Annotated in this window: 23 protein-coding genes; 12 read left to right on the top strand and 11 right to left on the bottom strand. The window is 60.0% G+C overall.

Going from position 1 to position 22,613, the window contains the following annotated elements:
* Positions 1-10: 10 nt before the first annotated feature.
* Positions 11-1,090 carry a LysR substrate-binding domain-containing protein gene (locus YH62_RS07895; protein ID WP_137326659.1) on the bottom strand — a complete coding sequence of 360 codons (1,080 nt, stop codon included), beginning with the start codon at positions 1,088-1,090 and terminating at the stop codon, positions 11-13.
* On the opposite strand from YH62_RS07895, the gene YH62_RS07900 reads away from it, so the two are divergent.
* The 9 genes from YH62_RS07900 to YH62_RS07940 all read left to right on the top strand — a co-directional run bounded on the left by YH62_RS07900 (position 1,051) and on the right by YH62_RS07940 (position 8,575).
* Positions 1,051-2,100: an ABC transporter substrate-binding protein gene (locus YH62_RS07900; RefSeq protein ID WP_245282056.1), complete on the top strand. Its 1,050-nt coding sequence runs from the start codon at positions 1,051-1,053 to the stop codon at positions 2,098-2,100. The genes YH62_RS07895 and YH62_RS07900 overlap by 40 nt on opposite strands.
* 58 nt (positions 2,101-2,158) lie before the next feature.
* Complete coding sequence (locus YH62_RS07905; RefSeq protein WP_046793595.1) at positions 2,159-2,950, top strand: SDR family NAD(P)-dependent oxidoreductase; 792 nt, start codon at positions 2,159-2,161, stop codon at positions 2,948-2,950.
* A 12-nt stretch (positions 2,951-2,962) separates the two neighbouring features.
* The gene (locus YH62_RS07910) at positions 2,963-4,396 is read left to right on the top strand and encodes a dihydroorotase family protein (protein WP_046793596.1); all 1,434 of its coding nucleotides are present in this window, start codon (positions 2,963-2,965) and stop codon (positions 4,394-4,396) included.
* Between the two features lie 5 nt (positions 4,397-4,401).
* Entirely contained in the window at positions 4,402-5,241 is an 840-nt protein-coding gene (locus YH62_RS07915; protein ID WP_046793597.1) for an ABC transporter ATP-binding protein, read from the top strand.
* Entirely contained in the window at positions 5,238-6,014 is a 777-nt protein-coding gene (locus YH62_RS07920) for an ABC transporter permease (protein WP_046793598.1), read from the top strand. The genes YH62_RS07915 and YH62_RS07920 overlap by 4 nt, the downstream gene beginning before the upstream one ends.
* Before the next feature lie 64 nt (positions 6,015-6,078).
* On the top strand, positions 6,079-6,492 hold the full coding sequence (locus tag YH62_RS07925) for a DUF3830 family protein (RefSeq protein WP_046793599.1): 414 nt from the start codon (positions 6,079-6,081) through the stop codon (positions 6,490-6,492).
* A 5-nt stretch (positions 6,493-6,497) separates the two neighbouring features.
* On the top strand, positions 6,498-7,454 hold the full coding sequence (locus tag YH62_RS07930) for an acetamidase/formamidase family protein (RefSeq protein WP_046793600.1): 957 nt from the start codon (positions 6,498-6,500) through the stop codon (positions 7,452-7,454).
* 1 nt (position 7,455) lies between these two features.
* The gene (locus tag YH62_RS07935) at positions 7,456-8,121 is read left to right on the top strand and encodes an HD domain-containing protein (RefSeq protein WP_046793601.1); all 666 of its coding nucleotides are present in this window, start codon (positions 7,456-7,458) and stop codon (positions 8,119-8,121) included.
* 19 nt (positions 8,122-8,140) lie between these two features.
* Positions 8,141-8,575 (top strand): heme-binding protein, encoded by a 435-nt coding sequence (locus YH62_RS07940; protein ID WP_046793602.1) that lies wholly within the window; start codon positions 8,141-8,143, stop codon positions 8,573-8,575.
* A 75-nt stretch (positions 8,576-8,650) separates the two neighbouring features.
* Here YH62_RS07940 and YH62_RS07945 read toward each other — a convergent pair whose 3' ends face one another.
* From YH62_RS07945 to YH62_RS07975, 7 genes are all read right to left on the bottom strand, one after another.
* Positions 8,651-9,844: a phosphopentomutase gene (locus tag YH62_RS07945; RefSeq protein WP_046793603.1), complete on the bottom strand. Its 1,194-nt coding sequence runs from the start codon at positions 9,842-9,844 to the stop codon at positions 8,651-8,653.
* A gap of 8 nt (positions 9,845-9,852) precedes the next feature.
* Positions 9,853-10,596: an ABC transporter permease gene (locus YH62_RS07950; protein ID WP_046793604.1), complete on the bottom strand. Its 744-nt coding sequence runs from the start codon at positions 10,594-10,596 to the stop codon at positions 9,853-9,855.
* 3 nt (positions 10,597-10,599) lie between these two features.
* Positions 10,600-11,604, bottom strand: a complete 1,005-nt coding sequence (locus YH62_RS07955) for an ABC transporter substrate-binding protein (protein ID WP_052760374.1) — start codon at positions 11,602-11,604, stop codon at positions 10,600-10,602.
* A gap of 20 nt (positions 11,605-11,624) precedes the next feature.
* The gene (locus tag YH62_RS07960; RefSeq protein WP_052760364.1) at positions 11,625-12,392 is read right to left on the bottom strand and encodes a nucleoside phosphorylase; all 768 of its coding nucleotides are present in this window, start codon (positions 12,390-12,392) and stop codon (positions 11,625-11,627) included.
* A complete protein-coding gene (locus tag YH62_RS07965; RefSeq protein WP_046793606.1) occupies positions 12,389-13,153 on the bottom strand; it encodes an ABC transporter permease in 765 nt (254 codons plus the stop codon). The genes YH62_RS07960 and YH62_RS07965 overlap by 4 nt, the downstream gene beginning before the upstream one ends.
* A complete protein-coding gene (locus tag YH62_RS07970; RefSeq protein WP_137326660.1) occupies positions 13,153-13,935 on the bottom strand; it encodes an ABC transporter ATP-binding protein in 783 nt (260 codons plus the stop codon). The genes YH62_RS07965 and YH62_RS07970 overlap by 1 nt, the downstream gene beginning before the upstream one ends.
* Before the next feature lie 166 nt (positions 13,936-14,101).
* Entirely contained in the window at positions 14,102-15,007 is a 906-nt protein-coding gene (locus YH62_RS07975) for a helix-turn-helix transcriptional regulator (protein WP_046793608.1), read from the bottom strand.
* A gap of 337 nt (positions 15,008-15,344) precedes the next feature.
* Between YH62_RS07975 and YH62_RS07980 the strand changes: the two genes are divergently transcribed.
* The 3 genes from YH62_RS07980 to YH62_RS07990 are packed head-to-tail and all read left to right on the top strand — an operon-like array spanning position 15,345 to position 18,801.
* The gene (locus YH62_RS07980) at positions 15,345-16,199 is read left to right on the top strand and encodes a dihydroorotate dehydrogenase electron transfer subunit (protein ID WP_245282057.1); all 855 of its coding nucleotides are present in this window, start codon (positions 15,345-15,347) and stop codon (positions 16,197-16,199) included.
* Positions 16,199-17,134: a dihydroorotate dehydrogenase gene (locus YH62_RS07985; RefSeq protein ID WP_046793610.1), complete on the top strand. Its 936-nt coding sequence runs from the start codon at positions 16,199-16,201 to the stop codon at positions 17,132-17,134. The genes YH62_RS07980 and YH62_RS07985 overlap by 1 nt, the downstream gene beginning before the upstream one ends.
* Positions 17,134-18,801 (top strand): hydantoinase/carbamoylase family amidase, encoded by a 1,668-nt coding sequence (locus YH62_RS07990; protein ID WP_046793611.1) that lies wholly within the window; start codon positions 17,134-17,136, stop codon positions 18,799-18,801. Before YH62_RS07985 ends, YH62_RS07990 begins: the two co-directional genes overlap by 1 nt.
* 350 nt (positions 18,802-19,151) lie before the next feature.
* Here YH62_RS07990 and YH62_RS07995 read toward each other — a convergent pair whose 3' ends face one another.
* The 3 genes from YH62_RS07995 to YH62_RS08005 form a co-directional block, all read right to left on the bottom strand.
* On the bottom strand, positions 19,152-19,403 hold the full coding sequence (locus YH62_RS07995) for a type II toxin-antitoxin system ParD family antitoxin (RefSeq protein ID WP_046793612.1): 252 nt from the start codon (positions 19,401-19,403) through the stop codon (positions 19,152-19,154).
* 180 nt (positions 19,404-19,583) lie between these two features.
* Positions 19,584-20,570 (bottom strand): ABC transporter permease, encoded by a 987-nt coding sequence (locus tag YH62_RS08000; RefSeq protein ID WP_046793613.1) that lies wholly within the window; start codon positions 20,568-20,570, stop codon positions 19,584-19,586.
* Positions 20,571-20,647: 77 nt separating this feature from the next.
* The gene (locus YH62_RS08005; RefSeq protein ID WP_046793614.1) at positions 20,648-22,606 is read right to left on the bottom strand and encodes an ABC transporter substrate-binding protein; all 1,959 of its coding nucleotides are present in this window, start codon (positions 22,604-22,606) and stop codon (positions 20,648-20,650) included.
* Positions 22,607-22,613: the final 7 nt, after the last annotated feature.

Here is a 22,613-nt window from a genome sequence, read left to right on the forward strand (position 1 = left end):
GTTCCCGTTCCTACTTCATTGCCCTGATCAGCCTGTCCGCGAAGCTGGCTGCAGCGATCGGAAGAACCCGCCCTCGAAGCTGACAGAGTACAAGGTCCGAGCGGGGTATGTCGCGCTCGTCGATGGCGCGGCCGATGATCCCCATCCCGAAATCCTCGCGCGGCGCTCCAGCTTCGATCTGGAACGAGATCATGTTTCCACGAAGGGCTAGCCCTCTCAACATCTCGAACGAATTGGATTCAGCCATGATATCGAAACGAAAATCGCGGCGGGCGATGACTTCATCCAGAACTTGCCTGCCTCCGAGACTTTGATCGGGCAGTGCGAGCGGATAGCCGACGCAGTCCGACAGCCGCAGCATCTGTTTTGCAGCCAAAGGGTGATCGTCCCGCATGATCGCGACCAGCCTTTGCGGAACCGAGGTGAGGATGCGAACGGCAGGCCGCATGACGGCACGATAAACGAGAGCGAGATCGACGTCGTACTCGATGAGCGCTGCGATCGCGGCGCCATGATCCATCACCTTAAGATCAAAGACGAGGCGTGGGTTATCTTTTCGGAAGTCGCCGATCTGAGAGGGCAGAAAATCAAGCGCCAGGGCCTGGCTGCAGGCGATCTTGACCGGACCACGCCGTAGTCCGCGCAAATCCTCCACCTGTGAGCTGAGGCGCTCGGCATCGGCGATCTGGCTCCTGGCATAGCGAACGAACATCTCGCCGGCAGTGGTCAGCTTCACGCCTCGCGCACGTCTTTCGAAAATTGGAGTCCCTATCTCGGATTCGAGATCCTGAATCTTGCGGTTCATCGCCGAAGCCGTGATGTTCATCCGCTCCGCAGCCTGCCGGATCGAGCCTGCTTTGGCAATTTCAGAAACCTGCTGCAGCAATTTCAGGTGACGCATCGCATACTCCCAGTGAGGCCTTTTTGGCACCGCTAATGAACGATAATTGCGGTTGAGATACACACTGGACCGTGTACTCTCGCATTGCAACATAAACGAATGAGCCGTCGTGAACGGCGGCCTCCACCGACCAGACAAGGGAACAAAAAATGGCTGATCACCAGATGAAGACGCGCGCCCGCAGAACAATACTGGCCGCGATGGCGGCTTTTGCACCGCTCAGCGCAGCCCCTGCTGCGCAGGCCGAGACCGACATCAAGCTTGTCCTCAATTGGAAATACCAGGGCCCGCAGGGCCTGCTGTTCCTCGCCGAGGACAAGGGTTACTTCAAGGAAGAAGGCTTAAGCGTTACCATGGACCAAGGCAACGGTTCCGGCGCAGCGGTTCCACTCGTTGCCAACGGCGCCTATGACATGGGTTTCGGGGATATCAATGCCCTCATCGAACTTGCCGCCAAGAAGCCTGAAGATGCGCCAGTCGGCATCTTCATGATGTACAATCAGCCCCCCTTCACCATCGCAGTCAAGGCCGACAGCCCGATCAAGTCGCCGAGTGATTTCCCCGGGCACACATTTGGTGGCGCTGCCAATGATGGCGCACTCAAGCTCTTCCCTGCTCTGTGCTCGATTTCCAAGACCGATTGCTCGAAGGTCGAAGTAACCAACATGCAGCCGAACTTGCGCGAGCAAATGCTGATGAAGGGCCAAGTCGATGGTGTATTCGGTTACGTCAACACCATCCGCTTCAGCGCTAAGCTGATCGGTGTCGATCCGGACAAGGAAATCCGCCTTATCAACTACGGCGACTACGGGATGGATCTTTATTCCAACGCCATCATCGTCGCCAAGAGCTTTGTGAAGGAAAACCCGGAAGCCGTGAAGGGATTTCTGCGCGCGCTCAACAAGAGCATCAAGGACGCCATCAAGGACCCCGATGCGGCCGTCGCGGCGGTAAAGGCGCGCGAACCGCTGATCAAGACCGACGTGGAGCGCGAACGTTTCGACGCAACGCTGGCCGACGAAATGGCGCATCCCGAAGTCGCCACGATCGGCCTTGGCGATGTCGATGAAGCACGCCTTGCAAAGTCCATCGACATCCTCGTCCAGGCAAACGGCCTGCCGCGCACGCCATCGGTCAACGAAGTGTTCGACCGCAGCTTTCTGCCGGCCAAGAGCGAGCTCCTGACCTCAGTCAAATAAGAAACGGCGCGTAACGCGCCGTTCCCCCTCCCCCAGACGATATGAACGGAACAACATCATGGACTTGATGCTGAAGGATAAGGTCGTATTCATCACCGGCCCGGCAAAGGGCATGGGCGCCGCCATCACCGTTGCCTTCGCTAAGGAAGGCTGCAAGCTCGCGCTTGTCGGCCGTGATACGGCGGCCATGGAACCGGTGGCCGAAGAGGCTCAGTCCAAAGATTGCTCAGCTGTCGTCATTGGTTGCGATCTGACGGATGCCGCACAATGCGACGCAGCTGCCAGCAAGACGGTTGAAACCTTCGGCCGCATCGACGTGCTGGTCAATGTTGCCGGCGGCTCCGGTCCCATGGGCAAGACCGGTGTCGAAACCACGCCGGAGGAATTCGACGAGATCGTCACACTTAACATGAACGGCTGCTTCCACACGATCCGCTCGGTCCTGCCGGCGATGATCGAGAACCGATATGGCAAGATCGTCAATGTCGGCGGCACCTTCGGGATGAAGGGGCGCGCGGGACGTCTCGCCTACTCTGCCTCCAAATGGGGCCTGCGCGGCATCACCAAGAGCTTTGCGCTGGAAGTCGGACAGCACAATATCAACGTCAACTGCGTTGCCCCAGGCATGGTCGATGGGCCGCGTTTCCGTGACAAGGTCTGCAGGACCATGGCCCTTAAGCTCGGCATTTCCGAGGAAGAGGCCGCCATCCGCCACGCGGAAGACTACGCGCTGAAGCGCATCACCGTCGATGAGGACGTCGCTAGTGCCTGCCTGTTCCTCGCCAGCGACGTCTCGCGCCAAATCACCGGCGTCGATCTGCCCGTCGATGGCGGATGGGCTGCCCTTTAAGGAGATTTCAACATGACCAGCCAGATCATCGCGGACCTCGTCGTCAACGGCGGGACGATCGTCACCCCGGATACGCAATATCAGGCCAGCATCGCCATCAAAGGCGGCAAGATCCTCGCGATCGGCGATGAAGAAGCCATGCCCGAGGCGAAAGAGAGCCTGGATGCAACAGGCCTCCATATTTTGCCCGGCGCAATCGACGTGCATGTTCATTTCCGCGATCCCGGCTATCCGCAGAAGGAAGATTTTGCCAGCGGCACGGCGGCAGCCGCTTTCGGCGGTGTGACCACCGTCTTCGACATGCCGAACACCCTGCCCGCGGTCGCCGATGCCAGGTCCTTGGCAGAGAAACATGCGCTTGCCGCCGCCAAGGCCCATGTTGATTACGGCCTCTACGCCGTGCTCGGCGAAGACAGTCTACCCAATATCGCAGCGTTGATCGAAGGCGGCATCATCGGCTTCAAATGCTACATGGGCAATACGTTCGGCCGCATTCCGTCTCCGACGACCGGTGCCATGCTCGAACTTTTCGAGATCGTGGCCCCGACCGGCAAACGCATCTCACTGCATGCCGAAACAAACTCGATCATGGAACGCCGTGAGGCGCGTCTGCGCGCCATGGGCCGCACCGACCCGCTTGCACACCTCGCCGCCCGCCCAGCAATCGTCGCCACCGAAGCCGTAGAACGCGCGGCAACGCTTGCGGAATGGACCGGAGCCCGCATCCATATCCTGCACATCTCGTCAGCGGCTGAACTTCGGCCTTTGGCGGAGGCCAAGGCCCGGGGTGTCGACATCACCGGCGAGACCTGCCCCCAATATCTGCTTCTCTCGACCAACGATTACGAGGAAAAGAGCGGCGTCATCCGCGTCAACCCGCCGGTGCGCGAGATCGAGAACCAAGGCCCTATCTGGCAGGCGCTCGTCGGCGGCACGATCGACATGATCGCCACCGACCATGCTCCCCATTCCGTCGAAGAGAAAACGCGTGAAGATATCTGGACCGTCGATTGCGGCTTCCCCGGTGTCGAAACACAGATGCCGCTGATGTTGACCGAGGTTGCCCGCCGGCAGGCGAGCCTGTCAGACTACGTTCGCTGGAGTGCAGAAAGGCCAGCAAAGTGCTGGGGTCTGTACCCGACCAAGGGCGCGCTGATGGTCGGCTCCGACGCAGATCTTGCCATCGTCGATACCAATCGCGAGTGGACGATCGACGATGCCAAGACCCAATCGACGGCCAAAATCTCGCCATGGCACGGCATGAAGGCCACCGCACTGCCGGTCCATACCATCGTGCGGGGCCGCTTCGCGATGAAGCACCGTACGCTGCAGAACGAAGCGAAGGGCTGGGGCCGTTCGGTTCATGCGATCCAGCAAATGCCGACACCCGACATCCGTAACGCCGACCAGACAATGGCAGCCGTCACTGCTCCCCGGAAGGGTTGATCGCCATGAACCAAGCTCTCGCGACTGGGGTCGCGCCCCGTAATCCTGTGATCGATCTGGAACGAGTAAACGTCACCTTTGGGGGCGAAAAGAACAAAACGGTGGCCCTGGCGGAGACGTCGCTGCGGATTGAGAAGGGGGAGTTCGTCGCCTTGGTCGGGCCATCCGGCTGCGGCAAGTCGACGATCCTGAAGCTCGTAGCCGGCACGCTCTCGCCGTCCGAAGGCCACATCTTCGTCACCGGGCGAGAGATCGGTGCCAACGAGGTGCGGATCGGCATGGCGTTCCAGAATCCGACCCTGCTGCCGTGGCTCAACATCCGCGACAACGTGATGATGCCGCTGAAGATCGTTCCGCCCTTCAAGCATGGCTATGCGAAGAAAAAGAAGGGCGAGTACCGGGAACGCGCTGAGGCGCTTCTCGCCAAGGTCGGGCTGTCCGGTTTCGGTGAAAAATTCCCCTGGCAGCTCTCAGGCGGCATGCAGCAGCGCGCCTCCCTATGCCGCGCACTGATCCACGATCCGACCCTGCTCCTGCTTGATGAACCATTCGGCGCGCTCGATCAGTTTACCCGCGAGGAACTCTGGGAAATCATGCAGAATCTCTGGATCGAGAAGAAGCCGACAGTTCTCCTGGTGACCCATGACCTCAAGGAGGCAGCCTACCTTGCCTCGCGTATTTGCGTCATGCAGGCGCGGCCGGGACGCATCATAGAAGACAGTACCGTGCCTTTCGCCCGGCCACGTACAATCGATGTGTCCTTCGAACCCGATTTCGTTTCCCTCACGCAGAGGCTCCGCGAGCGCATCGTCGCGGTCCGAGCCGTCAAGGAGCAACAGCCATGAAGCCGGACACCAGACGCCGCGTTCTCTCCGCCTGCTGCATTCTCGGCTCCTTCGTTGCCTGGGAAGCCATCTGCCTTGCATTCGGCGTTTCGGATATGGTTCTGCCAAGGCCGACGCAAGCGGTCTACACGCTGGTCTCGCAGTTTCCCGCGATCTGGCCGCACGCGTTCCAGACCATTTATACGACTTTGGTCGGGCTGGGGCTCGGCATCTTGATCGGTGTCCTTCTCGGCATGTTGATCGGCTCCTCGAGGCTTGCCTATGACGTCGCCTATCCAATGTTGGTCGGCTTTTCCTCGATCCCCAAGGTCGCCATCGTGCCGATTCTCGTGCTCTGGTTTGGCGCTGGAACGGTACCGGCCATTCTCACGGCGATGGTCATGTGTGTCTTCCCGATCGTGGTCAACGTCGCAACAGGGCTTGCTTCGACGGAGCCCGAACTACAGGATGTCATGCGAACGCTGAAGGCCACGAAGCTCGAGATCCTCTGGAATATCGGCCTGCCGCGGACGATGCCTTATTTCTTCGCATCGCTTAAGGTCGCCGCGACCCTCGCCTTCGTCGGCACGGTCATTGCCGAAACAGTCGCCTCGAACCGGGGCATCGGCAACCTGATGATGATTGCGAGCTCCAGTTTCGACGTGCCGCTCGTCTTTGCCGGACTGTTCATTCTCGCCGGCCTCGGCGTCACCCTCTACATCGTATTCTCCGCCATCGAAGCCCGCGTGACCGGCTGGGCAGTGCGCAGCGACGATTTCGTCTCCAACGGCTGATCTCTTTAAACCCACTCTCGCAGTATCCCTCTCGTCGAGAGAGGCCACATTCACAGGAACCGTCATGACAAAGCTCAAGATCACCGCCGACCCCTTCACCTTCGATGCCCGACTGGAAACTCAGGATGCGCCGAAGACCTGCGCTTCCTTCCTCAAGCGCCTCCCGTACGAAAGCAAGATCGTTCACGTCCGTTGGAGCGGTGAAGGCGTCTGGGTCCCGCTCGGCGACGAAGACTTCGAAGTCACCTATGAGAACCACACGAGCCATCCGGCCCCCGGCCACATCATCCTTTACCCGGGCGGTATCAGCGAGACGGAAATACTGCTTGCATATGGCGGCGTCGACTTCTCCTCCAAGATGGGGCAACTGGCCGGCAATCACTTCATCACCCTGACCTCAGGGCTCGACAACCTGAAGGCACTCGGCAATATGACACTCTGGGAAGGTGCCCAGCCCATCCGCTTCGAACTAGCCTGATCGGTATGCCTCATCACGACGTCTTCCCCACACCCAGAACCGTGCATTGGGGCAGCCTCGATGCCAGCCTGCCAGCAGTTCTCGAGATCGAGCAGGGAGACACGGTGACGATTCACAGTGTCAGCGGCGCGCCTGGAGAGATCTCCAACGATCCAGCGTATTCGGTGAGGCCGGAACTGCGGGCGATCCATGAGACCCAGGTTCCGTCGCCGGGCCCTCATATCCTGACAGGTCCCGTCCATGTTCGTGGAGCGGAGCCTGGCGACATGCTGCGCGTCGAGATCCTCGACATACAGCTGCGCGACGATTGGGGCTTCAATATCATCAGGCCAGGCAAGGGCGCGCTGCCGGACGATTTCACCGAAGACCAGATTGTGCATCTGGGCATCGACCGTGAAGCCGGAACAATTGACACACCCTGGGGCATGGTCCTGCCGGCTCGGCCCTTTTTCGGGGTCATGGCGACGGCGCCACGCACCGAAGACGGCCCTCTGACATCAATCATTCCGGGTTACTTCGGTGGCAACATGGATAACCGGGAACTGACTGCCGGCTCCGTGCTCTATCTACCCGTCTCCGTCGAAGGCGCCTTGTTTTCCGCCGGCGACGGGCATGCGTCGCAAGGTGATGGCGAAGTCTGCTTGACCGCCGTGGAGACCGGACTGAGCGGCACGTTCAGGTTCGACCTCATCAAGAACGCGACATTCTCAATACCCTATGCGGAAACGCCCGATCACCTGATTGCCATGGCTTTCGATGAGGATCTGCAGCAGGCGATGCAGGCCGCTTTACGTGCCGCGATCCGGATGATCGTCCACCGGTGCGCGATAACATCGGCGCAAGCCTACAGCCTCTGCAGCATGGCTGCCGATGTCCGCATCACTCAAGTCGTCAACATCAAGAAGGGTGTGCATGTGATGATCCCCAGAACCCTTCTGCTCCAGAAGGCCAGGGAGGCCTGACATGCTGGAACATACCACTGCAGCCCGTCTCGAAAGCCTGTTTGGCAACAAACGCCTGATGCAGCAACTAACTTTCATTCTTGAAGTGGAGAAGCTGAAGACCGTCTTGCGAAGAACCTCACTCCTCGACCGCTCCCGCGTCGAAAACGATGCAGAACATACGTGGCAACTGGCCTTGATGGCTATGGTACTGTCAGAGCATTCGCGAGAACCCGTCGATCTCCTGCGTGTCATCAAGATGCTGCTCATCCATGACGTTGTTGAGATCGATGCCGGCGACACCTTCGCCTATGACCATGTTGCCCAGGTCAGCCAAGCCGAGCGGGAGATCAAGGCCGCCGACCGGATATTTGCGATTCTGCCCGAGGGGCAGGCAAAGGAGTTTCGGGAGCTCTGGGATGAATTCGAGTTGAAGGCGACGAAAGAATCTCGCTTCGCCAATGCCATGGACCGGCTGCAGCCTACGCTCCATAATTTCCTCACCGAGGGCGGCACCTGGAATACCAATGGCGTGACCTCCATCGACGTCGAACATCGGACGGCGCCGATCGCCCTTGCATCCGAGAGTCTCGGCCAACTCTGCGAGACGCTGATCGCCATCGCGATCGAACAGGGCATTCTTACCCCGGGGCCTAATGCCCAGCGCCTTTCCACCACCCAGCGGTAATAGCAGCAGGAGTTCCACCATGTTGACGATTAAGCGGCTCAGTCTTGCCGACGCCCGTATCCTGATTGAAGGCGCCAGCGCCAAAGCCGTCGAAATCGGCGTGCCGATGTGCATCGCAATCTCGGATGAATCCGGTCAGTTGATTGCCTTCGAGCGGATGGATGGCGGTAAGATCACCAGTTCGATTATTGCCCAGGACAAGGCCTATACTGCGGCCGGCGCCAAGCGGACAACTGAGAGCTACGGGACAGCCAGTCAGCCCGGAAGCCCTGCCTACGGGATCAACTCTGCGATCGGCGGTCGGCTCCTCGTAGTTGGCGGCGGCCTGCCTGTTGTGGTCGATGGCGAGGTAGTTGGCGCAATCGGGGTAAGCTCGGGTACACCCGCGCAGGACATCGAGTGTGCGCAGTCAGGAATTGACCGTTTTATGACTTGGATGAAGTCAAAAGAATGAGCATGTCGGGCTGCAACACACACCTGAGGTCTTGATGGGATCAGGGTCGGTGACAAGCTAACGCCTCTTTCCTCACTAGAATGAGGTTTGTACCTGCAACCCAAGATGTGAGGCGGTCAAGTGCGCGATCGCGGCAAAGGGAATAATGCCTAGCGATTGTCCAATTATTCCTGGACCGGTTGCCAGCACAGGTACACGCTCGCGGGTGTGATCGGTTCCCGCCCAAGTCGGGTCGTTGCCGTGATCGGCGGTGATGATCAACAGGTCTCCCTCACGCAGCCGCCTCGTCAGCTCCGGCAGGCGGGCGTCAAAAGTTTCGAGCGCGCGAGCATATCCGGAAACGTTGCGGCGGTGGCCCCACAAGCTGTCGAATTCGATGAAATTCGCAAAGACGAGATCGCCCGCGGCGGCTTTTTGGGTCCAGTCAAGAACATGGTCAAAAAGTGCCATATCGTCCTTGCCCTTGGAAACGTCGGTAATGCTCTTCATCGCGAAGATATCGCCGATCTTTCCCACGGCATGGACCGCTCCGCCAGCTTCGACAACCCGGTCGCAGATCGTCCCGTCCGGGGGCGAAATGGCGAAATCCTTGCGGTTGGCGGTGCGGGTGAACCCGCCCGGTGCCTCACCGACAAAAGGCCGGGCGATGATGCGCCCGACGTTCAACGGATGAAAGATCTCGGCGGCGATGCGGCAGGTGTCCAGTAGCCGGTCGAGCCCGTAATGGGTCTCGTGCGCAGCGATCTGTACGACGCTGTCGGCCGACGTATAGACGATCGGCTTGCCGGTCGCGATATGCTCCAGACCGAAAGCATCGATGATCTCCGTGCCGGAGGCGTGATTGTTGGCAAGCGTGCCGGAAAGACCAGCCCGTGAAACCAGTTCCGCCATCGGTTTGGCCGGGAAAGCCGGAACGGTGCGCGGAAAATAATGCCAGTCACGTTCCACCGGAGCGCCCGCAAGCTCCCAATGGCCGGACTGGGTGTCCTTGCCAGCAGAGATTTCCTGAGCCGCGCCATAACGACCGGAGGCAACGGCCGAGAGACCCGGTGCAACCATACCCGACGCAAGAGTGATCGCCGCGCCCAGGCCAAGCGCATCCATGTGAGGCACCTTGAGCGGTCCGCTTCTGCCGGTCTCGGCGCGACCTTCGGCGCAAGCTTGCGCGATGTGCAAGAGAGTATTCGCCCCCTCATCGCCATAGTGAGAGGCATCGGGTGCGCCGCCGCAGCCGACGGAATCGAGAACGCACAGGAAGACGCGTGCCATGACCTATCTCACGAAAGCTGAAACCGGCCGAGCGAACGCCGGCGGATCAACTCGATGACCTCGTAGAAAGCCCAGCCGATCAATGACAGCAGGATGACCATGCCGATGACAACCGAAGTATCGCTGTTTTCCTGACCCGAAGACAGAAGATAGCCAATGCCTTGGTTGGCGCCGATCAGTTCGCCGATGACAGCGGCGGTCATGGCAAGCGTTGTGGCAACTGCCATGCCGGCGAGCACCGAAGGTAGCGCGGACGGCAGTTCGATATGGGCGAAGCGCTGCCATGAGCTGAGCTTCAGTACTGCTGCAAGGTCGCGGAAACTGCCCTCGCCGTAGCGCAGGCCCGTCACCATACCGGCCATAACCGGGAAGAAGGTAACGATTGCGATCAGTACGATCTTCGGCATCGGCCCAATGCCGAGCCACAGAAGCAGAAGCGGTGCAATCGCGATCTTCGGGGCAGTCTGCAGAAGCAGGATGAGCGGCGTGGCAAAGCGTTCGATGCGGGGGAAGCGCGCGAAGACAACACCGGCGACAATACCGGCGATGGTCCCGGACGCGAAGCCCGCGATGATCTCCGACAAGGTCACCCAGACATGCTGTGTAAGATCGGCGTTCTTGAACAGGAAAACGACGCGGTCGAACACTTCAATGGGGCCCGGCAAGAGATATGCCGGGACGTCGAAGATGAAGACGATCGCCGTCCAAAGGACGAAGGTCGCGATCAGACCCGCTATGCCACGCAAGATCATGATTTATTGACCTATCGTGGACGGGTCGACGACGAAGTCCGCAGCCTGCGGCGCGGCGTCGATCACCTTGTACTGCGCCAGAATATCGGCATTCTTCTGCCAACCGGCGATATCCGCAGCACCGAGGCCCTTCTCCCTGGTCAAAGCACTCTGCCAAACGGAGGGTACGAAAGTCTGCTCGAAGGCGGTGGTGAGGATCGACTTCTGGTCCTTCGGCCAGGTCGGAGCATAATTCTCGAGCGCGATGTCCAACGCTTCGGACACGTGGCCGTCGATAACCCACTCATAGGACTGGGTTATGGCGGTGGTGAAGCGCTTGACGACGTCGGCGTCTTCCGCAAGCTTGGCCTCGCTGGTGACGACGACATTGCCGAAGGACGGCAGAAAGTCGTTCGACAGGATCATCGTGACCTTCGTGCCGTCGGCCTCGAGGTTGTACTTGCGCAATTCGGAGAAGACGATCGCATCGACCTGATCGGCCTGCAGGGACTGGATGATCGCACCGGTGGCAACGACTTCGACATTGACGTCGTCGATCGTCAGGCCCGCCTGCTGCAAGCCAACCTGTAGTTGGAGATAATTCGGGCTAGCCAGGCTGGTAACGGCGACCTTCTTGCCCTTCAGGTCGGCATAGGTCTTGATGCCGCTCGATTCCTTGGCCAACAGCGCGCCGATCCCACGCTGGTAGGTCGTGTGAACCACCTTCACCGGCAGCCCGTTAGCGGCTGCGGCAACCACGGCGTCACCGTTCGGGAAACCGAAATCGACATTGCCGGCGGCAATGTTGGTCAGGATGTCGGCGGCTGCGGCATAGATGAATTCGACCTCGATGCCGTTCTTTTCAAAAATGCCCTGTTCGACGCCGGCATAAAGCGGCGCGTAGAACGGCGCGGCGGCGCCGTCGATCTGCAGGATCACCTTGTCGGCTGCTTCGGCAGTCATGGCGTAGAACGGCGACATCAGCAGAGCGGCAAGGCTTGCTGCCGTGGAAACGCGGAACTTGAACATTGTTTTGATCCCCTGATTGTTCATTGTTTCGAGAAGGCACGTCCTGCAATGCGCAGGAGATTTCGTTGGGTGGCGTCGTAATCGTCGAGCCACTCATCCGTGGCGCGATTTCCGTGAATTCCAAGCAAGCAGCCGGTTTCGAGCCCGATGGCGCTCCCGACCGTCATGATGATCTCGCTTTCCATCTCCACGCCGATCGCGCCCTGAGCCTGGAAACGGCCGATGAACCCGGCGGCCAGATCCCGGCCGTCATCGAGCGGACGATAACGGCGATCCTGGCCGAAATAATAGCTGTCCGTGGAGGCGACCATACCTGTACGGCAGGTAAGCCCGAGATCGGCCGCAGCATTGACTAGTCCTGCCACGATCGCAGGCGAAGCCTTTGCGCCGCCGCCGGCTGCGCGATAGGTACGCGCCGTACCGGTATCGCCGATGGCGCGGTCGACGGCGACGAACGATCCAGTCGCATAGCCCGCCACCAGCGCCGACATGCCGCCGATGCGAACAACGCGCTTTGCGCCGAGCATAGCAAGCTCGACCAGCGCTATCTCGGTCGATGGTCCACCAATGCCGGTGGAGCAGATCGTCAGCCGCTGTCCTTCGTACGTGCCGGTGATGATCGCGAATTCGCGCTTGCGGCCGAAATCCGTCACATCCTCTAGCATATCGGCAAGCAGGCTCACGCGATCGGGATCGCCGGGCGTCAGGACGTTCTCGGCGATATCGCCCGGACCACAAGGCAGATGTGGTGGACGGCCGTTCTTCCAGGGGAACGCTGCGCTCGTCACCGCTTGGCTCCCTTCCACGAGAGAAGCCGGTTTTCCAGCAGGGTCAGGACGACATGCATGAGGAGACCGAGCACGGCCGTCAGCAGGACGGCGGCAAATAGAAGCGGCGTCTTGTAGGTCGCACCGGCAAAGGTCATCAGGTAGCCGAGGCCGAGCTTGCCGGCCATCCATTCGGCCAGAACCGCGCCGACCAGCGCCTGAACAGCACCGATCTTCAGGCCGACGAAGATTTCAGGCATGGCGGACGGCAGCTCGATCTGGCGGAAGCGCTGGATATTGCCCAAGCCGAGAAGCTTTGAAAGATCCTTCATCTTGGGATCGAGCGTGCGGAAGCCGGCCACCGCGCCGATGAAGACCGGAAAGAACACCAACGAAAAGATCAGGATGATCTTCGACAGGATGCCGAAGCCGAACCAAACGACGAAAAGTGGCGCCAGCGCGATCTTCGGTGCGGTCTGCAGGATGACGAGGGGCCCGTCGAGCCAGATGGCAAGTTTCGGAAAGCGCGTCATCACATAGGCGAGCGCGATGCCGGCAACAAGGCCGAAAATCAGGCCCAGCACGATGTTCTGCATGGTGAAGCCGAGATGCAGCCAGAGCTCGCCGCTCATGGCAATGCCCGCAAGCGCATTCCAGGTGCGCGCCGGCGACGGCAGAAGATAAGTCGGCATCGCCATCGGACCGGTGGCGAACCACCAGGCGCCGAGAAGCACGGCAAGCGCCAGCGCATAATCGATCCAAGCGGTGACGCGCTTGATCATCAGTGCGTCCCCTCATCGGAACCGCCCGACGTACGCAGATCGCGGCGAAGCTGGGCAACGAGTGCGTGATAGGCCATATCGAGCTTGGTTTCCTCGCCGCGCGGACGGGCAAGATCGACGTCGTGAACGCATTTCAGCTTGCCGGGGCGTGCGGTCATCACCATGACGCGGTCTGCAAGATAGGCTGCCTCCTCGACGCTATGGGTGACGAGCAGGATCGTCTTGCCGGTCGACTGCCAGATACGCAGCAGTTCGTCGTTGAGTGTGTCGCGGGTCAGAAGGTCGACGGCAGAGAAGGGCTCGTCCATTAGCAGGATCGGCGGATCGTCCGACAGCGAGCGGGCGATGGCCGCGCGCTGGCGCATACCGCCGGAAAGCTGGCGCGGCAAGGCCTTTTCGAAGCCGGCAAGGCCGACCATTTTGATCAGGTCGAGAGCAGTCCTATCGGCCTCGGCGCGGGATACGCCGGCGGTATCGAGCGGGAAGCGAACGTTTTCGAGGACCGTCTTCCACGGCAGGAGCACCGGCTCCTGAAAGACGAAGCCGACGGGGCGCTTGCGGCCGGCGGTATCGAGCGTGATCGTGCCGCCGCTGGCATGGTCGAGACCGGAAATGAGTCGCAGAAGTGTCGACTTGCCACAGCCAGACGGACCGACGATCGATATGAATTCGCCTTCCTTGATGGTGATGGTCACCGGCTCCAATGCCGTTACCGTTCCGTGGTCAGCGACGAATGTCTTGTGAACACCCGCAATATCGATCATCCGCTCAGACTGTGCCACCCAAAAACTCCGTACGTAAGAAACGGGAATGCAACGCGGTCTTGAAGGCTCCGCCTCTCGCACCACCAGTCTCCCCGGGAAGGCCGCAAGCTTTCACAAAATATCCGCCCACGCAACCGAATTCTCAAAGTTGAGATTTGTGTCAAAAAAGAATACAACTGAAATTCTAATGTGAGGATCGGCCAGCCCCACGGTGTAAAACGTTCTCTTCGATGAAGTCCGCCGCCTGATCGCCCTTGAGGCTGCGGCGCCAGAGTTGGTCGGTCACGCTGCCGTAAAGCTGTACGGCTTCGGCCGCCGCGGTGATGGTGGCGACGCCGACGCGGATATTGGCGAACGAGCCGAGCCGGAAGGGACTGACGGCGACCTGCGCACGGTCGGCCCGCTTGAACACCTGAAAACTCGCACCCGGCATGGAATCGATCACGACGCCGATCTGCACGCCGATCGGCTGCTCGCGCAGCATGCGGACGATATTGCGGATTTCTTCATGTGCCGCCGCCTGCCGCTCCATCAGATCGACACCGGGCGGATTATGGGCACCGACGAAGCCGACGCGGCCGAAGTCTTCGAGCTCGGCAGCCGAAACGAGGCTGACGATACTAGGACTGCGACGGCGAAAGGTTTCCTTGCGCGTCTTGAGGATTTCAATCAACGCGCCGATTTCGCGAATGGCCACCGCGCGGTCTCTGACATCCTGCGGGATGCTCTCGTCAAGGATCTTCGGCAGCAGTTCATCGTAGCGATCGGTGGTGAGCAGGTAGGAGATCGGCCCGAACATGACAGTGATCTGATCGACATCCTCTTCCATCTGCCGCATGCGCTCGAAGAAGCTGATGGCCGACGCGATATATTCCACCCCGACGCCGAGCAGCGTCGGCAGCGAGACGCCTAAGAGATCGGCGATCTTGCCGAGCGTATCGACCTTCGGCGGCTTGCCGGATTCGTAGCGGTAAATGGCCGCGCGCGAGACGCCAGCCTTAATTGCCAGCTCTTCCGGGGTGAGCCCCGCGCCCATACGGAAAGCGCGGAGACGACGCCCAACATCCTCAGTGGAACTTACAAAGTCCAAGGCTCTTCCCCTGTTGGCTGACGATAAATCTTCGAATCCCTAAACAAAACCGCGACAATTCGCAATGAAGATGTTGCTGGCGGCGAAAATTCTCATTTTTGAGAATAATCTTGACAGTATCCATATTTTCAAAATAGGCTCTGTTTTTGAACGCAGGGAGAGCCCTATGACGTCCGATCGCCCTTTCGCCCGACGCTGACTTTCAGCAACCGGCCGCATGCGATGACGGACACGCGTTAGTCGTCGCCAGCCCTTTTCCAAGACCGACATGAGCCTCGCCTGGCGGCCAAACCGCTGCGGGGATCGCTTTTTTCATTTCTCTCTTCCGGAAACTCTCATGCCAGCCAGTCCCTGTGTCGTTCCCGATACCACATCCGCCCCCCTCACTTTGGGGCGCCAGCGCTCCATCCATGAGGTTGAGGCACGCATCAAAAGCCATGACTGGGTCAACGGCCAGTACCGCCTGATAGTGCTTGCCGCGCCCGACACGGTACTTGATTGCCGACCGGGCCAATTTTTCCATCTTCTGTGCCCGCAGACGGATCGCTTCCAGCCCTATTTCCGCCGGCCGATGAGCATCTATTCCTATGATCGCGAAAAGGGCGAGCTTGCCTTTCTCTACAAGGTTGCAGGCGCCGGCACCAGCGCGATGGCCGAGTTGGAAACAGGCGACACGCTGAATATCGTCGGGCCAATCGGACAGGCTTTCGAAATCAAACCGGAATGGCAGCGCCCACTGCTTCTTGCCCGTGGCGTCGGGCTGGCAACGCTTGCGCCACTGGCCAGGGAATGCGCGAGCCTCGGTCGGTCGCTGACGGTGATCTGCAGCGCCCGGTCCCCAGAGCTTCTCATGTCGACCGAACTTTTTCGCCACTATGGCGCGGAGGTCATCACCGTCACCGATGCAGAGGGCAATTCCGGTGTCGAGAGCCTGACGGGTCTGATCGAGGGATTGATCGCAAGCCGCGGCATCGACGCCTTCTTCACGTGCGGCTCGGCCCGCCTGACGCGCATGCTGCAGGATATCGGCAGCCGCCACGGAATTGGCGGACAGGTGGCGCTGGAACAGCACATGGCCTGCGGCATTGGCATGTGCCATGCCTGCGTGTGGCCCTTCCGGCGCGCCGATGGCGCGGTCAACCTGCGCGTCTGCCGCGAGGGCCCGGTCTTCGATCTGCAGGAGGCAATGTGATGGCCGACCTTTCCACCCGGGTCGGCGCGCTGACCCTGAAGAACCCGATCATGCCAGCGTCCGGCACATTTTCAGAGGAACTCGCCGACGTCTTCGACCTCGATTGCCTCGGCGCGCATGTGACGAAGACGATCACCCGCGAAAGGCGCTCCGGCAATCCGGTCCCGCGCGTCTGCGAACTCAATGGCGCGATGCTGAATTCGATCGGCATTCCCAGCAAGGGCGCCGGCTGGTTCGTAAAGAACACCATCCCCTTCTATGCCGATTACGATGCGCCGCTGGTCATCAGCATCTCGGCCAGCACGGCGGACGACTTTGCCCGCTTTGCCGAAGAGGTGAGCGTGCCAGGCGTGGCGGCAATCGAGGTCAACATTTCCTGCCCGAATATCGAGGATCACGGGAAGGCTTTTGCCATGCGACCCGGCTCGACCGAGGACGTCATCAGGAAAATTCGCTCCGCCACAGACGTGCCGATCTGGGCAAAGCTGTCCCCCAATACCGGGGAAGTTGTGGAAGTGGCGCAGGCCTCAGAAACGGCAGGCGCCGACGCGCTGGTGACGGCGAACACGATGCTCGCCATGGCAATCGACAGCCGCAGCGGCGAAATCCGCCTCGGAAACGTCATGGGCGGGCTCTCCGGCCCTGCGCTGAAGCCGATCACACTGCGCATGACCTATCAATGCGCAAAGGCCGTTGCCATTCCGGTGATCGGCTGCGGCGGCATTTCCACCATCGATGACGTCATCGAATACCTGATGGCCGGCGCACGCGCCGTGCAGGTGGGCACCGCCACATTCATCAGCCCCAACACCATGCCGCGCCTTGTCGGCGAGCTGGACGCAACGCTTGCCGCCCGTGGGCTTGCCTCCGTCGAGGCATTGATCGGCACGGCGAGGCTCAGCGGCGAAACGACCACCCTTGCGGAGTATACCTGATGTCCGTTGCCGTTCTGAAGACGACTGAGACCTACGACCTGACCGGCGAGGCCGCACGCCTGTTTGCGGAGATCGCAGCCTGTACCGCAGATGTCGAAGGCGTCAGCCGACCGGCCTTTTCCGCAATCGAAACGAAAACGCTGGAGTTCCTGATCGATTTTGCCCACTCGGAAGGCCTGGTGGCGGAATGGGATGCCGGCCGCAACGTCGTCTTTTCGCTGCCGGAACACCGGACGGCCGAGCGCTATGTGCTGATCGGCTCGCATGTCGACAGCGTGCCGCGCGGCGGCAATTTCGACGGGCTGGCCGGTATCCTCTCCGGCCTTCTCTGCCTTGCGCGCGCACGGCGGCAAAGCGTTCACTTCCCTGAGCCGGTAAAAGTCATAGCCATGCGCGGCGAGGAAAGCGCCTGGTTCGGCCCCTGCTATATCGGCTCCAAGGCACTACTCGGTGCTCTTTCGGCCGATGAACTTGCCGCACAGCATCGGGTGGATGGCCGCAGCCTCGACGTACATATGGAAGCGATTGGCATCGATATGGCGCCGATCCGGGCCGGCAAGCCGCTTCTCGACGGAGCAAGCGTCAGCGCCTATCTCGAAGTGCATATCGAACAGGGCCCAGTCCTCGTCGAGCGCCAGCTGCCGGCGGCGATCGTCTCCGGCATCCGCGGCAATTTCCGCTATAGGAAGATAGCCTGCCATGGCGAAGCCGGCCATTCGGGCGCCGTTCCCCTCGCCTACCGACACGACCCGGTGCTGGCAATGGTAGAGCTTTTGAATGTGCTCGATGCCGCCTGGCACGATTTCGTCGCTAAGGGGCGCGACCTTGTCGTCACCAGCGGCATGGTCTCGACCGACCAGCAGAAACACGCGCTGTCGCGGATTCCCGACAGTGTCGAGTTCAGCCTCGATATCCGCAGCCAGGACAGCGAGATGCTCGAGTCGATGCATGCGCTGGTTCTCTCCAACGTCGCCCGCATAGAGCGTGAACGTGCAGTCCGGTTTGATCTCGGCACGGCACTGTGGACGAGCCCGGCGCCCTGCGACGAGACGCTGATCGGCATGCTCGGCGAAGCATCACAGGCAGTCGGCAATCCGTTCACGCAAATCCCCTCGGGCGGCGGGCATGATGCCGCCGTCTTCTCCAAAGCGGGGATTCCCTCCGCGATGATCTTCATCCGCAATCGCAACGGCTCTCACAATCCGGACGAGGCGATGGAGATCGCCGACTTTGGCATCGCGACCGACATCCTCTACCATTTGCTGGTCGACTTCGCTGAAGCCGCTGTCAGGGCGAAACCGTCAAATCAGACAGGAAAGGCGAACGTTTCCATGTTCCGCAGGATTACCGACATCATCCGCGCGAAGGGCAATGGCGCTCGTGCCTATCACGCCGCTGCTGCCGCCGCCCGACAGGCCGCGCTTGCCGAACCGCAGCGCGCCGCCGGCTATTTCATTCTTGCTGCAGCCGCACAGGAATTCGGTGACATGCACTACGGCGAGGCGTCGCACGGTGACATTTTCGGATTGGAACTCAAGCGGTTCGACGCGTATGTCAAACTACTGGATGAGGCATTCGAAGACATTGATGTCGAGCAGCAACTGAAAGCTGTGTCCACCATCGCCACAAGTTTGATTAGCAACAAGATGGCTGACCGGCAGCCCTGATATTGTCAATCACCTGCAGCGGGGACGGTCTTATATCCTCTATCAGGACCGGCGAGATCTAGATCTCACGCGAAGGTGGCCTCGAGTTCCTGGCATGGTGTGAGGCTCGAGACGCCTGATTGCTGAAGGTTACCACGGCGACCGCATTGCCGGCTGGATCGAGGAATGACCGGCACAATTCAGCGCCGACGACCAAACACTACCTGGCGGCGACACACCATTCGTGCGACTGGCTGGTGCCTGGTCACACTTCACGCCACGCAACCCGATCCATTAGGTCCGGGGCCAAACATCTCCGCCGGCGAGACCTACACAAGATCGCGGATGTTCTCTTCCGCTTCGACAGAAAGCTAAAGCGCGTTATTTGCTGCCGCGCGTGCGACCGCGGCAGCAAAGAGTTCGTCCTTCGACCGACTGCCAACACCACTTCCGAAACCCTCCTCGACGAAGTGTTGCGTGGTGGTAGTCTTATCACTGCGCGCCTGATCCCTCGCGATCAGATCGCGAACGTAGTCACTAGCATTAGAATATCGCCCGGTCCTCACTTGCGCCTCGACCCAATCCTTCATTGGGTTCGGCAAAGATATATTCATCGTCGCCATTCGAGCCTCCATATGCCCTTGATTTAATCGAACTTGGCAACGTCTGTCGAACTCGATTCTTTAGACCACGGAAACATAGCCCAATAGGTTCATTCACCACCTAAGAGGCGGAGGTTGGAATAGACAACTCAAAATACCGCTTCCAAGATATTACAGAAATTGGCGAGATTTGAGCTTGCCTCAGGTATAGCGGATGCGGGGGTCGAGCCAGGCGAGCAACAGGTCCGAAAGAAGCGTTCCAATCACCGTGAGTGCGCTCAGCATCATGATGAAACTGCCGGCGAGGTACATATCCTGCGAAATCAAAGCCTGCAGCAGGAGCGGACCTGTCATCGGCAAGTTGAGCACAACCGCAGTGATCGTTGCACCCGAGACCAGGGTCGGCAACACCCAGCCGACCGTCGAGACGAAAGGATTGAGCGCTATGCGAACGGGATACTTCAGGAGCAGCCTGCGTTCGGAAAGTCCGTAGGCGCGAGCGGTGACGACATAGGGCTTGTTCAGCTCGTCGAGCAGGTTGGCGCGCAGAAGCCTGATCAGCGCCGCCGTACCATGAAGCCCGAGCACGATGGTGGGAATGATCAGGTGCATAAGAAGATCGGCGACCTTGCCCAAACTCCAGGGCGCCGTTTCGTATTCCGGCGAGAAAAGTCCGCCGATGCCGGCGCCGAAATAGCGGAAGGCGACATACATCAGTACAAGCGCGAAGAGGAAATTCGGGATGGCGAGGCCGATGACGCCAAAGAAGGTGGCGACATAATCGCCCACCGTATTCCGACGTACCGCCGTGTAGATGCCGATCGGTAGCGACACGGCCCAGATGAAGAGCAGGCTGCAGAGCGCCAGCACGAACGTGAGACCGAGGCGATTCCACAGGAGATCGGCGACCGGGCGGCGCCATTCGAGAGAATAGCCGAAATCGCCGCGTAGCAAGATGCCGGACATCCATTTCCAGTATTGCACATACATCGGGTCGTCGAGACCGTAGCGCTCGCGCATCACGGCCATGGCGCCGGCATCGACGGTCGTGCCCTGCAGATTCAGCTGGGCGACCATTGAGGTAACGAAATCCCCCGGCGGGAGCTGGATGATGATGAAGGTCATCACCGAGATCGCAAACAAAGTAACCAGCATGTACAGAACGCGGCGTGCGATGAAGGCTGCCATGAAACTCTCCGAAGTTGATGCCGGCTGCAGGCCGATGGCCCCCGCCCTCATCAAGAGCGGGCGCCAATCTTCGCGCGCTATTTTTGCGCGAAGTAGAACTGCTCGGGATTGGCGGCGCCGGGATGCGTGTATTCGGTGCTGGCGAGCAGCGTCTTCGGCACGTTGCGCAGTTGTTTGTTGATGATGCCGTAATCCGTTGTCGGTTGCATGATGCCGATCGTGTAGAACTGTTCCTTGGCGATCTGCATCACCTGTTTCATCAGGTCGAGACGCTTGCCGACGTCGACGGTGGCGAAGAGCTCGTCGTAGAGTGCCATTTGCTTCTTGACGACCTCCGGCGGCTCCTCGGCATTGCTGTCCTTGGCATACCACTGGCCCCAAGCCGTAGCGTAGAAGGATGCCCAGGAGGACGGCAGGAAATATTTCGGATCGAACAGCGTATCGGCGCCGCCCGAGGCGGACCAGACCGCCGCATCGTGATCATTGGATTCGACACGCTGGTTAAGCGCCGTCGTGTCGGTCGTGTTGATCAGGAGGTCGATACCGACATTGCGCCAATATTTCTTGATGAGCTCGGCGGTATCGATCCACGGCTGGCGCAGCACGGAAATGTCGATGGTGAACTGGATCGGCTTGCCGTCCGGACCGAGCCGGATGCCGTTGCCGTCCTTCTTGGCGAAGCCGGCTTCGTCGAGCATCTTGTTGGCCAGGACAGGATCGAACTTGGTAAACTGTGTCGCCATTTCCTCGTCGAAAAGAGGTGACTCGGGACGTTCGACGGTCTGGTACGGCAGACCCTGGCCGAGCCAGACCACCTCGATGATCTCGTCTCGGTTGATCGCTGTCGATAGGGCCTCACGGAAAACCCTGTTGCCGAAGATCTCACGCTTGACCGGGTTCTTGTTCGTCAGGTTGAGCGACACGATCATCAGGTTGGCGCGGTTCGGCAGAACCTCGTAGAAGTCGTAGTTGCCGCGCTCCTGGTTATCGAAGAAGGTTCCCTTGTTCTCCGGCGTGGTGACGAAACCGATATAACTGTCGACCATGTCGAAGTCGCCGTTAGCCGCCTTGAGCAGCGTTACCTGCGGATCAGAGATGATGTCGATCGTCGACTGATCCATGTAAGGCAGCTGATTGCCCTCCGTATCAACCTTGAAATAGTAGGGATTGCGTTTTGCCACGACCTGGCTGCCATTGCCCTGGCCGATGCCGCTGGACACGATCCAGGGATTGAGCCGCGGCAGGTCGGGGTTGCGCCAGGCATCTGCCTTGGCATTGAAGTTCGACACCCAGTTCTGACCGCCGGAGGCCTTCGCCTCGGCATCGGCATTCTCGTTGTATTTGGCGTGGAACTTCTCGAGATAGTGCTTCGGATAGGCTGTCGGCACGTTCGGTTCAGGATCGTTCGCCGGCGTTGCGAGCGCCTGCAGAAGCAAGCCATTCGGCGCGGCGAATTTGAACTTCACCGTGTAGTCGTCAATCTTCTCGACGACGAGCGGCTTGCCACCGCGTACGGACCAGGTCGGTTTTGTCGGCATGACCTCGGTATTGGAATAAACGTCCTCGTACCAGAACATCACGTCGTCGGCCGTATAGGGCTGGCCATCCGACCATTTCATGCCTTCCCGTAGCTTGAAGGTATATTCCGTACCGTCGGTATTGATGTCGACCGACTTGGCGACGTTCATGACGACGCCGGGAACGATATCCTTCTGCTCCATGCCGGGCTGCCATGTTTCCCAGCGGGTGAAGTTCTCGTAGCCGATCGTGCGCACCAACGAGGAAATGTCGCTCGCCGAAGCCATAGTCAGACGCCAGGTTCCGCCATACTGTCCGACGCTTTCGAAGGGTTTGACGACTAGCGGCTCCTTTGGCAGCCGTTCGGTCACCGGCGGCAGCTTGCCGGCTGCGACCTCCTGGGCAAGGATCGGCGCTTCCTTGTAGTCCTGCGCGAGGGCAGTACCCGCCGTCAGCGCCAGCAAGGCGGCAGCCGTCGAAATCCGTCGCAGTAGTTTCATTCCGGTATTCACGTCCATAAGCTCT

Origin of the sequence: Rhizobium sp. LC145, assembly GCF_001005825.1 — a bacterium.
GTDB lineage: Bacteria > Pseudomonadota > Alphaproteobacteria > Rhizobiales > Rhizobiaceae > Neorhizobium.

Excerpts from the sequence above, each read along its gene's own strand:
- YH62_RS07900 (WP_245282056.1), top strand. The coding sequence starts at position 1,051 with ATGGCTGATCACCAGATGAAGACGCGCGCCCGCAGAACAATACTGGCC.
- YH62_RS07905 (WP_046793595.1), top strand. The coding sequence starts at position 2,159 with ATGGACTTGATGCTGAAGGATAAGGTCGTATTCATCACCGGCCCGGCA.
- YH62_RS07910 (WP_046793596.1), top strand. The coding sequence starts at position 2,963 with ATGACCAGCCAGATCATCGCGGACCTCGTCGTCAACGGCGGGACGATC.
- YH62_RS07915 (WP_046793597.1), top strand. The coding sequence starts at position 4,402 with ATGAACCAAGCTCTCGCGACTGGGGTCGCGCCCCGTAATCCTGTGATC.
- YH62_RS07920 (WP_046793598.1), top strand. The coding sequence starts at position 5,238 with ATGAAGCCGGACACCAGACGCCGCGTTCTCTCCGCCTGCTGCATTCTC.
- YH62_RS07925 (WP_046793599.1), top strand. The coding sequence starts at position 6,079 with ATGACAAAGCTCAAGATCACCGCCGACCCCTTCACCTTCGATGCCCGA.
- YH62_RS07930 (WP_046793600.1), top strand. The coding sequence starts at position 6,498 with ATGCCTCATCACGACGTCTTCCCCACACCCAGAACCGTGCATTGGGGC.
- YH62_RS07935 (WP_046793601.1), top strand. The coding sequence starts at position 7,456 with ATGCTGGAACATACCACTGCAGCCCGTCTCGAAAGCCTGTTTGGCAAC.
- YH62_RS07940 (WP_046793602.1), top strand. The coding sequence starts at position 8,141 with ATGTTGACGATTAAGCGGCTCAGTCTTGCCGACGCCCGTATCCTGATT.
- YH62_RS07945 (WP_046793603.1), bottom strand. The coding sequence starts at position 9,844 with ATGGCACGCGTCTTCCTGTGCGTTCTCGATTCCGTCGGCTGCGGCGGC.
- YH62_RS07950 (WP_046793604.1), bottom strand. The coding sequence starts at position 10,596 with ATGATCTTGCGTGGCATAGCGGGTCTGATCGCGACCTTCGTCCTTTGG.
- YH62_RS07955 (WP_052760374.1), bottom strand. The coding sequence starts at position 11,604 with ATGTTCAAGTTCCGCGTTTCCACGGCAGCAAGCCTTGCCGCTCTGCTG.
- YH62_RS07965 (WP_046793606.1), bottom strand. The coding sequence starts at position 13,153 with ATGATCAAGCGCGTCACCGCTTGGATCGATTATGCGCTGGCGCTTGCC.
- YH62_RS07980 (WP_245282057.1), top strand. The coding sequence starts at position 15,345 with ATGCCAGCCAGTCCCTGTGTCGTTCCCGATACCACATCCGCCCCCCTC.
- YH62_RS07985 (WP_046793610.1), top strand. The coding sequence starts at position 16,199 with ATGGCCGACCTTTCCACCCGGGTCGGCGCGCTGACCCTGAAGAACCCG.
- YH62_RS07990 (WP_046793611.1), top strand. The coding sequence starts at position 17,134 with ATGTCCGTTGCCGTTCTGAAGACGACTGAGACCTACGACCTGACCGGC.
- YH62_RS07995 (WP_046793612.1), bottom strand. The coding sequence starts at position 19,403 with ATGGCGACGATGAATATATCTTTGCCGAACCCAATGAAGGATTGGGTC.
- YH62_RS08000 (WP_046793613.1), bottom strand. The coding sequence starts at position 20,570 with ATGGCAGCCTTCATCGCACGCCGCGTTCTGTACATGCTGGTTACTTTG.
- YH62_RS08005 (WP_046793614.1), bottom strand. The coding sequence starts at position 22,606 with ATGGACGTGAATACCGGAATGAAACTACTGCGACGGATTTCGACGGCT.